Origin of the sequence: Wolbachia endosymbiont (group A) of Andrena fulva (assembly GCF_964026815.1) — a bacterium.
Lineage (GTDB): Bacteria > Pseudomonadota > Alphaproteobacteria > Rickettsiales > Anaplasmataceae > Wolbachia > Wolbachia pipientis.
In genome coordinates this window covers 1,426,057-1,438,769 of record NZ_OZ034701.1, presented here as the reverse complement: position 1 = coordinate 1,438,769, position 12,713 = coordinate 1,426,057, and the positions used below count along the sequence as shown (strand labels likewise).

At 36.2% G+C, this 12,713-nt stretch carries 14 protein-coding genes and 3 tRNA genes; 10 read left to right on the top strand and 7 right to left on the bottom strand.

Annotated elements, in window-relative coordinates; translation table 11 throughout:
• Nucleotides 1-4 precede the first annotated feature (4 nt).
• Nucleotides 5-328: a hypothetical protein gene (locus AAGD84_RS07310; protein WP_264329539.1), complete on the top strand. Its 324-nt coding sequence runs from the start codon at nt 5-7 to the stop codon at nt 326-328.
• Nucleotides 329-339: 11 nt separating this feature from the next.
• Nucleotides 340-483, top strand: coding sequence for a hypothetical protein (locus AAGD84_RS07305; RefSeq protein WP_264723164.1), 144 nt, complete (start codon nt 340-342; stop codon nt 481-483).
• Here the strand turns inward: AAGD84_RS07305 and AAGD84_RS07300 are convergent.
• The 3 genes from AAGD84_RS07300 to mnmE all read right to left on the bottom strand — a co-directional run bounded on the left by AAGD84_RS07300 (nt 445) and on the right by mnmE (nt 3,096).
• Nucleotides 445-1,464 carry an NAD(P)/FAD-dependent oxidoreductase gene (locus AAGD84_RS07300; RefSeq protein ID WP_264723163.1) on the bottom strand — a complete coding sequence of 340 codons (1,020 nt, stop codon included), beginning with the start codon at nt 1,462-1,464 and terminating at the stop codon, nt 445-447. The two genes, AAGD84_RS07305 and AAGD84_RS07300, sit on opposite strands and share 39 nt — an antisense overlap.
• 168 nt (nt 1,465-1,632) lie before the next feature.
• A tRNA-Ser gene (locus AAGD84_RS07295) sits at nt 1,633-1,720 on the bottom strand.
• A 47-nt stretch (nt 1,721-1,767) separates the two neighbouring features.
• Complete coding sequence (gene mnmE / locus AAGD84_RS07290; protein WP_264723162.1) at nt 1,768-3,096, bottom strand: tRNA uridine-5-carboxymethylaminomethyl(34) synthesis GTPase MnmE; 1,329 nt, start codon at nt 3,094-3,096, stop codon at nt 1,768-1,770.
• A gap of 222 nt (nt 3,097-3,318) precedes the next feature.
• Between mnmE and nuoI the strand changes: the two genes are divergently transcribed.
• From nuoI to infC, 4 genes are all read left to right on the top strand, one after another.
• Nucleotides 3,319-3,801 carry an NADH-quinone oxidoreductase subunit NuoI gene (nuoI, locus tag AAGD84_RS07285; RefSeq protein WP_041573606.1) on the top strand — a complete coding sequence of 161 codons (483 nt, stop codon included), beginning with the start codon at nt 3,319-3,321 and terminating at the stop codon, nt 3,799-3,801.
• A gap of 115 nt (nt 3,802-3,916) precedes the next feature.
• Nucleotides 3,917-4,132, top strand: a complete 216-nt coding sequence (locus AAGD84_RS07280; RefSeq protein WP_155969049.1) for a hypothetical protein — start codon at nt 3,917-3,919, stop codon at nt 4,130-4,132.
• Nucleotides 4,129-6,030 carry a threonine--tRNA ligase gene (gene thrS, locus AAGD84_RS07275; protein WP_265038279.1) on the top strand — a complete coding sequence of 634 codons (1,902 nt, stop codon included), beginning with the start codon at nt 4,129-4,131 and terminating at the stop codon, nt 6,028-6,030. The genes AAGD84_RS07280 and thrS overlap by 4 nt, the downstream gene beginning before the upstream one ends.
• Nucleotides 6,031-6,042: 12 nt before the next feature.
• Complete coding sequence (infC, locus tag AAGD84_RS07270; protein ID WP_006279610.1) at nt 6,043-6,561, top strand: translation initiation factor IF-3; 519 nt, start codon at nt 6,043-6,045, stop codon at nt 6,559-6,561.
• A gap of 28 nt (nt 6,562-6,589) precedes the next feature.
• On the opposite strand, the gene nuoF is transcribed toward infC, so the two are convergent.
• Together nuoF and AAGD84_RS07260 are read right to left on the bottom strand one after the other, a co-directional pair.
• Nucleotides 6,590-7,843, bottom strand: a complete 1,254-nt coding sequence (gene nuoF, locus AAGD84_RS07265; protein WP_341818006.1) for an NADH-quinone oxidoreductase subunit NuoF — start codon at nt 7,841-7,843, stop codon at nt 6,590-6,592.
• A 19-nt stretch (nt 7,844-7,862) separates the two neighbouring features.
• A tRNA-Lys gene (locus AAGD84_RS07260) sits at nt 7,863-7,935 on the bottom strand.
• A 320-nt stretch (nt 7,936-8,255) separates the two neighbouring features.
• Between AAGD84_RS07260 and AAGD84_RS07255 the strand changes: the two genes are divergently transcribed.
• From AAGD84_RS07255 to AAGD84_RS07240, 4 genes are all read left to right on the top strand, one after another.
• Nucleotides 8,256-8,331, top strand: a tRNA-Ala gene (locus AAGD84_RS07255).
• A 212-nt stretch (nt 8,332-8,543) separates the two neighbouring features.
• Nucleotides 8,544-10,019 carry a magnesium transporter MgtE N-terminal domain-containing protein gene (locus AAGD84_RS07250; protein ID WP_341818005.1) on the top strand — a complete coding sequence of 492 codons (1,476 nt, stop codon included), beginning with the start codon at nt 8,544-8,546 and terminating at the stop codon, nt 10,017-10,019.
• 41 nt (nt 10,020-10,060) lie between these two features.
• On the top strand, nt 10,061-10,552 hold the full coding sequence (locus AAGD84_RS07245) for a hypothetical protein (protein ID WP_265038276.1): 492 nt from the start codon (nt 10,061-10,063) through the stop codon (nt 10,550-10,552).
• A 97-nt stretch (nt 10,553-10,649) separates the two neighbouring features.
• Nucleotides 10,650-11,081 (top strand): hypothetical protein, encoded by a 432-nt coding sequence (locus tag AAGD84_RS07240; RefSeq protein WP_264723158.1) that lies wholly within the window; start codon nt 10,650-10,652, stop codon nt 11,079-11,081.
• A 77-nt stretch (nt 11,082-11,158) separates the two neighbouring features.
• Here the strand turns inward: AAGD84_RS07240 and ccmE are convergent, their stop codons facing one another.
• Both ccmE and AAGD84_RS07230 read right to left on the bottom strand, forming a co-directional pair.
• Nucleotides 11,159-11,551 (bottom strand): cytochrome c maturation protein CcmE, encoded by a 393-nt coding sequence (ccmE, locus tag AAGD84_RS07235; RefSeq protein WP_265038275.1) that lies wholly within the window; start codon nt 11,549-11,551, stop codon nt 11,159-11,161.
• Nucleotides 11,552-11,668: 117 nt separating this feature from the next.
• Nucleotides 11,669-12,712: a biotin--[acetyl-CoA-carboxylase] ligase gene (locus AAGD84_RS07230; protein WP_264723156.1), complete on the bottom strand. Its 1,044-nt coding sequence runs from the start codon at nt 12,710-12,712 to the stop codon at nt 11,669-11,671.
• Between the last annotated feature and the right edge of the window lies 1 nt (nt 12,713).

Below are 12,713 nucleotides of genomic sequence, written 5' to 3'. Positions count from 1 at the left end.
ATTAATGATGGGACATAAAACCTCTAAGTTAAATCTAGCCAGAAAACTAAAAGAAATCAAGGAGTGGTTGAAAATAGTCCGCGGAAGTATTCGACTTAAAGATTGGTGGCAAGTACTGAAGGCTAAATTAACAGGACACTATAACTACTTTGGTATTAGCGGAAATTATTGGTGTTTGAAACAATTTTACACATCAGTAAGAAAGCTAGCATTTAAATGGATAAATCGGCGTAGTCAGAAAAAGAGTATGACCTGGGAACAGTTTGTACACTACGTAGAAGTAAATCCATTACCAAAGCCAAAAATACATTTTTCTTTATATGCATAAGAGGGACGACTGTGAAAACTAATATTGATGAGCCGTGTGCGGGAAATCTGCAAGCACGGTTCTTTAGGGGGAGTTGTAGTAATAAAACTCAAACGAGAGGAGTAAAGCTACAGCTTCTACCGAACAAGTTTTTCTTTCCCGTGAATTCCCTTTGAGGTTGAATATTGAAAATTGACTGGAGAGTTGTGGATTACTTTGTATATGTCATAACAAGCCATGGCGCTCTCAGCAAAACCATTTAGTATTAATTTTAGTTTGCCTGAATAAATAGCTATATCTCCGATTGCATATATCCTATCTCTACTGGTTTTAAGTGTAGCTGGGTCGACAACTATGCGGCTATGTTCTAACTGTATACCCCAATTGTTTATTGGACCAAGATTCATTGACAATCCAAAAAATGGCAGCAAAAAATCAGCGGATATTTCTTTTTCTTCCTTAGAGGCAATGTTTTTTACTATCACTGCGCTCAACTGCCCATTACTTCCTGCTAGTTCGTGTAATTGATATGGCACTACCAGTTCTATTTTTCCATCAATTTCAAGTGATTCTAATTTATTTCTAGTTTCAGGAGTGCAGCGAAATTCCTTTCTTCTATGTATCACATAAATTTTCTTTGCAACTTTAGAAAGTTCTACAGTCCAATCAGCCGCAGAATCACCCCCCCCTGCAATGACTATAGTTTTATCCTGAAAATCAGAAATTTTATTTACACTGTAAAATACAGATTTATTTTCATATTCTAATATACCATTCAAGGGTGGGCGGTTAGGTTCAAACATTCCGTTACCTGCAGCAACAATAACGGCTTTGCATTTTACCTCTGTACCTATGTTCGTTATGACAGTAAAGCTTTCACCTTCGTTATTTGAAATCTTTTCTACTTTTTGACTTAAATGGTAAATAGGCTTAAATGGCGAAGCTTGCTCCATTAGCTGCTCAATTAATTTTTGGGCAGTAATTACAGGATAACCAGGTATATCATATATTGGCTTTTCTGGGTAAAGAGCTGTGCATTGTCCTCCTGCTTGATCCAAAACATCTATTATATGACATTTCATATCAAGCATTCCCGCTTGAAAAGCAGTGAATATTCCAACAGGTCCTGCACCTATTATTACTATATCGGTTTTCATATTCAGATGGTGATCTATTTATAGATATTAGCTTTCTTTGCTAACAAGGTCAATTTACAAAGGGATGTATTTTTAAAAGATGTGGCTAGATTAGACAAGATTTCCAGCGTTATGAACCACATAGTCCAAATAAGCTCTAAAAATCAGCTAGCATAGCGAGATGCTGTGCGGACGGAATGGGATTCGAACCCATGGTACGCTCATCACGTACGTCAGTTTTCAAGACTGGTGCCTTAAACCGCTCGGCCATCCGTCCATTTCTTTTCTATCACAACATTTGATTTTAAGCAATCTATAAAAGCTTTACTTGCCCACGCAAAAGTTGCTAAATATACTATCCAATATTTCCTCAACATTAATAATCCCAATCACTGCACCAAGTTCAAATGCAGCAAGCCTCAAATCTTCAGATATCAACTCAATTGGATTATCGATATTAAAACGTTGTAAATGTTCCAGTGCTTTCTGCATGTGATTCCTATGTCTTTGCCGAGTGATTACAGGAGTGTCTCTATCATGCCCAAATTTTTCCTCTGCCTTCTCTTTTATGAGAGAGATCAATTTGTTTGTACCTATTCCCTTTAAAATAGAAATAGGTAGAAAATCTATGCCATTAATTTTTATATTGTGATTATTGATAACATCGTCAGCTTTGCTCAATACATAAATAGTATCGCTATTTACAACGTTGCAATTGATATTATGACGCTGTTCAAAAGGAAATAGTTCTATTCTTAAATCAGCTTCAAAAGACCTCTTTTTCGCTCGACTTATACCTTCTGATTCTATTGGATCTGAACTCTCACGAATTCCAGCAGTATCAGAGAGAATGATTGGGTATCCGCCAATGTCAATATGAGCTTCAAGTATATCTCTTGTTGTGCCTGCATATTCAGAAACAATAGCAATATCACGCTTGGCTAAGAAATTAAACAGAGTTGATTTACCGACATTTGGTTCACCAGTTATTACAATATGTAAACCCTCACGCAACCTTTCGCCCCGTCTATTATCATTTAAATGCTCTTGTATCAATCGCACGAGAGATTGCACTTCATTATTAATTTTTTCCAACTCACTTTTTTCTGCCCAAATGTCCTCTGGAAAGTCTATATATGCTTCGATTTTGGATTGTATCGTTATCAATCTTTGCCTCCAATTGCTGTATAGTCTCTCCAATTCTCCTGATATCTGCTTAATCGCTTGTTTAGCTTGCATTTTCGTCTCAGCATCAATTAAGTCTGCAATCCCTTCTATTTGCGTTAAGTCAAATTTACCATTTAGAAAAGCCCTAAGTGAGAATTCTCCAGGCTTGGCCATAACGAAAACTTTTGATAATTCCTCCAAGATGATTTTTATAACTGCCTTGCTTCCATGCACTTGTAACTCTATAACGTCCTCGCCAGTGAAACTGTTTGGAGCAGGGAAATAGATGATTATTCCATTATCTATCAATTGACTGGAATCATCATATAGATCAACTAAAGTAGCAAATCTTGGTTTAATTTCTTTCTTAATATGAAAATGATTTAAAGCTTTAAGCGCATAGTTGCCTGAAATTCTAATTACTGCAACTCCTGACTTACCAAATACGGTCGATAAAGCGAAAATAGTTTCATTTGTGTTTGTCATTATTTATATAAACTACTTAGCAATATTACACTTAAGAAACCAAAATACCTAATTTGAAAATATTCAAAATTTTTATCTATCTTGCTAGTTTATATTAATGCAGTACTATCATACTAGTGAATGTATTATATAGAAAAGCTGTAAAAGTCACCCAGGTGAAAATATTTATTTTGAAAACTGATAATATGATTTATAATGACTGACACAAGTTTTAAATATTTTATGCTCAAGAAATTAGCTTGGTATTGGTCTTTTGCAGAGTTAATCAAAGGGTTTGCTATTACATTGAAATATATGTTCAAACCAAAGGTTACGTTAAGATATCCTATGGAGAAGGGCCCTTTAAGTCCAAGGTTTCGTGGTGAGCATGCGTTGCGTAGGTATCCAAACGGTGAAGAACGGTGCATAGCTTGTAAATTATGCGAAGTTATCTGCCCTGCTCAAGCAATAGTTATTGAAGCAGAGGAAAGAGAAGACGGTAGTCGTCGCACCACACGCTATGATATTGACATGACAAAATGCATATACTGCGGGCTTTGCCAAGAGGCATGTCCAGTTGATGCAATTGTGGAGGGTCCTAACTTTGAATTTGCTACTGAAACGAGAGAGGAGCTAATGTACAATAAAGAAAAGTTATTGCGTAATGGTGAAATTTGGGAAGACGCAATTGCACTCAGGTTAAAAAAGAATAGACCTTATTATTAATGTTCAGAGCTTATAACCCTGTTATCCATTATGATTTAAGGGCAGTGCCCACTAGGGGTGGTGTCATCCAAGTAGCTGATACACAACTGTACGAACATTTGTTTGCGAGGGCAGTATGTTAAATGTTATAGCCTGTTTTGCCTCAAACACAAAGGTGTCATCCCAGTGCTTGACACTGGGATCCAGGTATAAAAATATTTGCAAATTGTGCAATGGACAACAGATTTTAGGAGCATACGTTAAACTAATTTCCATTATAAAAATAAGATGGATCCCAGTGTCACGCACTGGGATGACAAAGAGAGGGTTAGACAAAAGGGTCGATAAATGATTAGGATTACTTTTTCAGCCGAACAAAAAGTAAAAGAATACAGTGGTAAAGTTACTGGCTTTGATATATTACAACCGGATGTTTTGAAAGAAGCAATTGCCTTTAAGGTAAATGGTGAGTTGCATGATCTCTCACGTGAAATTGAAGCTGATGCAGAGATAGAGGTGATACAACTGAGTGACGAAGCGGGTTTAGATATAATAAGGCATGATGCTGCTCACATAATGGCACAGGCAGTGAAAGAGCTATTTCCTAATACTCAGATTACTATCGGCCCAACAATTCAGGACGGTTTTTACTATGATTTTGCTACAGGTCGTACCTTCACTACGGACGATCTTACCGCAATAGAAAAGAAAATGAAAGAGATTGTAAAAAGTAACCACAGATTTGTTCGAGAAGTTTGGACTCGCAAGCAGGCAATTGATTTCTTTAGTGATATAGGCGAAAAATATAAGGTTGATATTATCTCATCCATACCAGAGGGTGAAAACCTAACTGTTTATAGGCAAGGTGATTTTGTTGACCTATGCCGTGGTCCGCACTCACCATCAACCGGTAGAGTTAAAGCGTTTAAACTTATGAAAGTAGCGGGTGCATACTGGCGAGGTGATGCAAAGGGCCCAATGTTGCAGCGAATATATGGCACAGCATGGAGAAATAAGGATGAATTAAACGCTTATCTTGAGTGCCTCAAAGAAGCAGAAAAACGTGATCACCGCAAAATTGCCAAGGATATGGATTTATTTCACATCCAAGAGGAAGCTGTTGGGCAGGTTTTTTGGCATGAACAAGGATATATTCTATATAATGTTCTTGAGTCTTACATCAGAAAGAAGCTAATAAATAATGGCTATTTTGAGGTAAAAACTCCTATTTTAGTAAGTAAAGAGCTGTGGGAAAGATCTGGACATTGGGATAAGTTTCGTGAAAATATGTTTATTGTTGACGAATCTGAGAATAAAAAGTTAGCAATAAAACCCATGAATTGTCCTTGTCATGTGCAGATTTTTAATTCTCACACCAGGAGCTACCGTGATTTACCAATACGTATGGCAGAGTTTGGCACATGCCATAGAAATGAAAGCTCAGGCTCATTGCACGGACTGATGCGAGTGCGTGGTTTTACGCAAGACGATGCACACATTTTTTGTATGGAAGAACAAGTGAATTCTGAAACTATAAAGTTTTGTGACCTTTTAAAAGAAGTATATTCAGAGCTTGGATTTAATGAAATTTCTGTGAAATTTTCAGACCGTCCAGATATTAGAGCAGGTAATGATGAAGTGTGGGATAGAGCTGAAAAAGCGCTGCTTGAAGCCGTTAAAGAAGCGGGCTTGAGTTATGAACTGAGCCCTGGTGAAGGTGCATTTTATGGTCCAAAGCTAGAGTTTGTTTTGAAAGATGCAATAGGCAGAAGCTGGCAATGTGGAACATTGCAAGTTGATTTCATTTTACCAGAACGTCTGGGAGCTTTTTATATAGGGGCAGATGGACACAAGCATCACCCTGTCATGTTACATAGGGCAATTCTTGGAACTTTTGAGCGTTTTATTGGAATTTTAATAGAAAATTATGCAGGAAAACTTCCAGTTTGGCTTGCTCCAACGCAACTTGCTATTCTGACCATTACAAATGAAGCTGACGGTTACGCCACAGAAATTAGCAATATTTTAAAAGAACAAGGTGTGAGAGTCAAGACTGATTTGACCAATGAAAAAATTAGTTATAAGATACGTTTGCATAGTTCAAACAAGGTTCCTATATTGTGGATTGTAGGCAAAAATGAAGTTACAAGTAAAACTGTGTCAGTAAGAAATTTAGGATCGGAAAGACAGGAGTCTTTTTCTTTGGAAAAGGCTAATGAATCGCTGTTAAAAAGTATTAATTTGAATTAAGGGAGTTAAAGTTTGCAAGTTAAAAAGAACAATAAAAACAGAATTAATGGATTTATCACAGCTAAGGAGGTACGCTTAGTTGATCATAGTGGTGAAATGGTCGGAATCGTGCCAATAGAACGAGCTTTGGAATTTGCACAGGGTGTTGGTTTAGACTTGGTGGAAATTGCACCTGATTCAACCCCTCCAGTATGTAAAATTCTGGATTATAGCAAGCAAAAGTATGATATAAAAAAGAAAGCAAGTGAAGCAAAAAAGAAACAAAAAACATTAACTATAAAAGAAATTAAACTGGGTCCCAATATTGGTGATCACGATTACGGAACAAAATTGCGTCAAGCAAGAGACTTACTTGCCCACGGACATAAAATTAAAGTCACAATGAGATTTAGAGGGAGAGAGCTTATAAACACTGAAGTTGGACTGGAAAAATTAGAACGGCTAATTCGAGACACTGAAGATATCGCAAAGGTAGAATTGGCACCTAAAAGAGAAGGGAATCAATATTTTTTAGCTCTGGTTGCTAAGTAGCAAAACGGCTTAAGAAGTATAAGTAAAGTTAAATTATCGCTCTCTCTTTGATAACATGGCGAAAATGTCTTATTAATCCTTGAATCGGCCAAGCTGCAGCATCGCCAAGTGCGCAAATTGTATGTCCTTCTATTTGAGTTGTAAGGTCAAGCAGCTTATCTATTTCATCAGGCTTAATATCTCCTGCCACCATCCTCTTCATAATCCTCCACATCCATCCAGTACCTTCACGGCATGGTGTGCATTGTCCACAGGACTCATGCATATAAAAGTGTGATAACCTCTCTATTGCAGCTATTATATCAGTTGATTTATTCATCACTATTACAGCAGCAGTACCAAGCCCTGATTGTGCAGTTCTTAATGAATCAAAATCCATTTCAATAGTATCACATATAGATTTTGGAATTAATGGCACTGAAGACCCACCAGGTATTACAGCAAGTAAATTATCCCAACCCCCTCGCACTCCACCTGCGTATTTTTCAATCAATTCACGTAATGGAATTCCGAGCTCTTCTTCAACATTACACGGGTTGTTTACGTGCCCTGAAATACAAAAGACCTTGGTACCAGTATTATTTGGTTTACCAAGAGATGCAAACCATTCTCCTCCGCGATTCAGAATATCTGGAACCATGGCTATAGTTTCAACGTTGTTTATTGTAGTTGGGCAGCCAAAAAGTCCAACACCTGCAGGAAATGGAGGTTTCATGCGAGGAAAGCCCTTTTTTCCTTCAATTGATTCAAGTTGAGCTGTTTCTTCTCCACATATGTAAGCTCCTGCACCCCTATGGATAAACACATCAAGATTATAACCTGATTTGCAGGCATTTTTTCCAATTAAGTTTTCTTTATAGGCTTCCTCAAGTGCCTTTTTTAGAACTAAATATTCATTATAAAATTCACCCCTGATATAAATATATGCAACTGATGCGCTGATCGCTCTGCTGGCCAGGAGAATTCCCTCAAGTAACTTATGTGGCTCATATCGCAATATATCTCTATCTTTACATGTACCAGGTTCTGACTCATCTGCATTGACTACTAAATATGCTTTTGGGAGATTTTTGGGCATAAAGCTCCACTTAAGGCCGGTGGAAAATCCTGCACCCCCTCGACCTTTCAAACCAGATTTCTTTACTTCATCAATGATCTTTTCTGATCCTAAATCCAGTAATTCCTTTGTTTTTTGCCAGCTACCACGTTTTTTTGCACCCTCAAGTAGTGGAGTTCCTTTACCATTTAGGTTGGTGAATATTTTGTCTTGTTCTTTTAGCATGTTTTTCAAAATTTGTGAGTGATCCCGACGCGATTCGAACGCGTGACCCACTGATTAAAAGTCAGTTGCTCTACCGGCTGAGCTACGGGATCATTTCATTTTTCAGCTATACTAAACATCAATACAGTTTTTATCCGTTTTAATCAAACTAAAATTTTCATGTGTGGTTAAATAAATTATATAATATACTGCGTTAGTGATAATTTAGTTAAAAAATTTTTAAAGGAAAACTTCTTGTTAATTTTCAGTTCACAGATTTATTTGGATGGTGTGACGTATAACGCTAAGGAGACAAAAAAATAGAGAAGTGTGTACACCCTGCAGAATTTGTACACTATTTAGCAATAGCCTAGTAGATAAATATTTCTTGCATTTCAGCCTGAGTGATTTATGCTTTAAGCAAGAATTACCTGGGGGTATAGCTCAGCTGGTAGAGCATCTGTTTTGCACGCAGAAGGTCAGCGGTTCGATCCCGCTTGCCTCCACCAGTCTATACAGCTCTAGCCGCCACAAAACCTGTCAAAGCAGCTTATTTTAATCTATGAGGATTTTATACTACTTCCCTGAAAATCTCTATTTCTTTTCGTAACTTTTCTCTACACAAGTAATGTTGGTTATTACAATTGTAATATATACCAATTTAACAATAAATTAATCAATAAATGTTAGAATACTAACAATTAATTTATTGGTAACGCCTATGAGTGGAAAAAAGCATGTTTTTAAGATGATACCTGGAAAAGAGGTGTTTAGAAAAACCCCGACTACAAGGATAAAGTGGCCTGAAGGTAATGATCCTACAATGCCTATTAAAAAAGTTGAGCTTGTATCGCTGGATGATAAAAACGATGTAGTACTAGGCTTATTGCCTATAAAACTTTGCAGCAGTTCTTGCCTAGACAGTTACATATGTCTGGAGGAAGAAAATGAAGGAAATCTGGTAGCCAAAGATTATAAAAGTGATTCTAACTTAGATTATGTAAAAAGTAACCATACATTTGTATATTACGGTAATGAGTTGGCTAAGTTATCATATACAAGAGAGCTTGTGCAGCCTTTCAAAACTATGTGTAGCAGTTCTATTAAATCAAAAAAATTGGAATACAAATATGTAACATGGGAAGATTCAGATACTGGCAACAATAAATATTATTTTTCAGACGAGGCAGGAAATATAATCGATTCACCTGACAATAAGGTATTACAAGACATTATGTTATACTACGGTGAGAGACATATAAGAGATGTGCTACTGTTGCTATCAAGCACGTTTACCAAAGTTTTTATTCAGGGCCTAACAGACGACCAACTAAAAACTCTTGCCAATACTCTTAGTAACGAGCAACTGCAAAAAATAATTCCTGAACTGAGCTCAAGCCAGTTGCAGGCCTTAGCAGAGAACTTAACAGATGAACAACTCCAAGCTTTAGTGGATCATCTAACCAATCACCAGCTAAAAACCCTCGCTCAGGAACTAAATCCAGAAAAGTTACAAATAATTGTTCCTATTTTAAATGATACTCAGCTTGAAGCTCTAGTGAGAAAATTAAATTCAGAGCAAGTAAAAGAAATTTTACCTCACTTAAAAGTGGATCAGTTCAAAGCACTTATTAAAACTTTAAATGACGAGCAATTTACAGTGCTTGCAAAAGACTTGGCTGAGCACCACTTGACAATACTCTCCAAAGAATTAGAAGGTGATCAGTTGAAAGCTTTAGTAAATAGTCTGCAAGAAGACCAACTGAAAGACTTAGTTAATAAGCTTGATCATGAGAAACTCGAATTAATTGCTCAAGATTTAACTGATTCTAATAGGATTCAGGTTATCATCAAGTCTTTAGTTAATAATCCAGAAAAACTTCAAGCTTTTGCTCGCAATATGTCTAATGAGCAGTTTAAAGAACTTTTGGATAACGTAGGCGCAGAAGAGCTTAAAGACATCATTCACAAACTGCCTTATGAGAAAGTGACAGCTGTGATTGGTGATCTCAGCAATCAAGATCAGTCTAAAGCTATTATTAATGCGTTAAAAGGGGAACTTGAAGAGCAGAGTAAACAGAACAAGGAAATGATTGAGATGCTCAAGCAAATCAAGGACGATATGCCAGGCATTGCAGAAGCTCCAGATTTTACAATAGTAGAAAACAATAACGATTCAATGCTACTTGTATGGTAGCAATTTATGAAAATCAATTTTTTTATAGGAGGTAACTTATTATGAGTAAAAACAATGTAGAATTATATTTTAATGAAAAGATTTCAGACCAAGAGAAATTAATAGAACTTAAGGACCCGAGTTTTACAAAACCAGATTTTGTAAAACCAAATATAGATTCAATAAAAATTGATAATAAAGACAAAAATGCTGATATTAAGAAGTTAGATTTTGATATAAATCAGCCACTGGACAAAATACCTGTAGAGCAAATGAAGCCAACAAACGTAGGTATAACATACCTTAAAAAGGTTTATGATGGCTTGATAGACAGTATTAATGAGTATAACACAAGTTTAAGCAGTAACATTACAACTGGCATAGTGGAGCCACTGTCAACAACTATATCAAATATAGGGAACAATACAACTGAAATAAAAAGTCAACTTCAAACTCTTCGAGATGAGCTTCAGGAATTTCGTGATGATCAGCCAGGCATTGCAGAAGCTTCCATATTCCCTCATGCTACTGGCGAAGAGAACGGGTTGCTTTAATAAAAAAGGTAATAGCTTGCTAGCTGTTACTCTTTCCACATACCACTTCAATGTAGCTGAGTTGATTTTAAAAGTATAATTTTTTATAGGAGTTAATATGAGTAATTACAGTGTAAAAGAAAGCGGAGAAGACTTTGAACCAGTAAGCAGAATAGTCGAAGACGAATATAGAATAATAGATGACATAGAAGTCAAAATTAAGCCTAAATCTTTTGAGAGCAATAAAGAAAAGAATGCGTCAGTTGGTTATGTTCACAAAGTTCTAGACAAACTAATCACAGAATTAAACGACACATTTGTTTCTGACTTGGATTACCAATTGAGGCTTAATGCAAACTATGTTCAGAATAAATTGAGTAAGGATTTATATGATTTGGACAAGGTAGTTATGGGTACTAATCAGAATTATGAAATTTTGGAAAAAAACTTTAATAATCTAAGAGAAGAAGTTGAAAAATTAAAAACAGGAACGGTTAGTGATGACAACATAGATGAATGGGAAGCACCAACTCACTCTGATATATTGTAGTAGTTAGGAAAGTCACAGCTTGCTAGCAGGCTGTGACTCTCTCTACATACCGTTTCAATACAGCCAGGTTAAGGAATCTATTTTAAGACTTTCGGCATATAGTTCTCATCATGTTTTGCAAACACCGTATCTGCAAGAAAGGTATTATTATCAGACATTTTACCTTGCACAACAACACCACTTTTTTCTGAAAACATCGGTGGAAGTATTCCCTGGTATTTTACCACAACGCTTTTGTTAAAATCTGTCATTTGAAAAACTACTTCACTTTCGCTCCGTATCACGCTATTTTCAACAACCATTCCACCAACACGGATTGGCTTTTGATTATTTGGCAAGACTATGGCTTCACTTACTGTATAGAAAAATGAGATATTTTCTTTGAGCGTCGTTAAAATAAAAAAGACTATGCAGCTTAAAAAGCAGAAAATTCCTGAAGTTATAAGTAATCGCTTATGTTTCTTCTTCATTATTATCTTTCAGGCTTTCTAGAATTTTTTTACTTTTAATATAGCAAGAAATGGTAAAAATCAGTTCTCCGGTAATCAACGTAAAACTAATAAGGTAAGCAAAAATTACATACGTATTCATAATGCACTGCCAATAAATAACTCACCTGCATCAAAATAAATTAAGCTTCCATCCTTTTGCTGCAACACCAATTTACCACTTTTATCTATATCAGCAAAAATTCCTTCATACAATTTGTCAGCTAACTTTACACTGATTTGCTCATTCATTTTGAATGCTTTTTTTAACCACATTTCTCTTATAGCATAAAACCCATCAAATAGCCATTGCTTTCTTAGCTTATTAAAATTTATTATTAATTTTTTTAGTAGATCTATGTTAGACACAGACTCACCGTAATTGCTAATGCACGTTGTTCCTGGAAGTGGTGCATGATTGACATTAATTCCAATTCCTATAACCAGCCAACTTAAATTTGATTTTTTTTCAAGCAATATTCCACTTATTTTCTTGCCATCAATAAGGACATCATTTGGCCACTTATACTGGAGATTTAGACCATTTATAAATGACAGTATAGTATTTCCAACAGCAAGAGCAGTAACAAAAGTCAATTCTGTTAATTTGCTAACTTGATTCATTGAACCTCTTTCTATCATCCCAGTATTTTCCCCAGTGCTTGACACATAACTATGCGAACATTGCAATTTGCAGGTGGTATGTGGTGTCATTCCAGTGCGTGACACTGGAATCCAGTTCTTATTACACAGTTGCCTGATGTGCCCATTTGTAATTAAGTTTTCTGGATCCCAGTGTCTGAGCACTGGGATGACATCATCCTTGGTGGGAATACCACAACGTTTGTACAGTTGTGTGCTTGACCATTCTTCTTTTTTTCTAGATTCCAGCGTCACGCGCTGGAATGACACCGAAAGCTGGCTTTCACTTAGATAATCGTTAAAGAGGTTTATCACCAAACTCGCATAAAAATTACCCTCGGGAGAAATCCAGTTTTTTCCAATGCGCCCTCTACCCTCTGTTTGTTTGTCGGCAATAATAATGGTTTCATTTGATATTCCTTTATCAATTAAATCCAACGCTTCTTTATTAGTGCTTGAAACTTTTTTGTAATGATGAATATGAAAACCCTCAGGGGTCACC

Bases quoted from the DNA above. Each gene is read 5' to 3' on its own strand.
- AAGD84_RS07310 (WP_264329539.1), top strand. From the start codon at position 5: ATGATGGGACATAAAACCTCTAAGTTAAATCTAGCCAGAAAACTAAAA.
- AAGD84_RS07300 (WP_264723163.1), bottom strand. From the start codon at position 1,464: ATGAAAACCGATATAGTAATAATAGGTGCAGGACCTGTTGGAATATTC.
- mnmE (WP_264723162.1), bottom strand. From the start codon at position 3,096: ATGACAAACACAAATGAAACTATTTTCGCTTTATCGACCGTATTTGGT.
- nuoI (WP_041573606.1), top strand. From the start codon at position 3,319: ATGCTCAAGAAATTAGCTTGGTATTGGTCTTTTGCAGAGTTAATCAAA.
- AAGD84_RS07280 (WP_155969049.1), top strand. From the start codon at position 3,917: ATGTTAAATGTTATAGCCTGTTTTGCCTCAAACACAAAGGTGTCATCC.
- thrS (WP_265038279.1), top strand. From the start codon at position 4,129: ATGATTAGGATTACTTTTTCAGCCGAACAAAAAGTAAAAGAATACAGT.
- nuoF (WP_341818006.1), bottom strand. From the start codon at position 7,843: ATGCTAAAAGAACAAGACAAAATATTCACCAACCTAAATGGTAAAGGA.
- AAGD84_RS07250 (WP_341818005.1), top strand. From the start codon at position 8,544: ATGAGTGGAAAAAAGCATGTTTTTAAGATGATACCTGGAAAAGAGGTG.
- AAGD84_RS07245 (WP_265038276.1), top strand. From the start codon at position 10,061: ATGAGTAAAAACAATGTAGAATTATATTTTAATGAAAAGATTTCAGAC.
- AAGD84_RS07240 (WP_264723158.1), top strand. From the start codon at position 10,650: ATGAGTAATTACAGTGTAAAAGAAAGCGGAGAAGACTTTGAACCAGTA.
- ccmE (WP_265038275.1), bottom strand. From the start codon at position 11,551: ATGAAGAAGAAACATAAGCGATTACTTATAACTTCAGGAATTTTCTGC.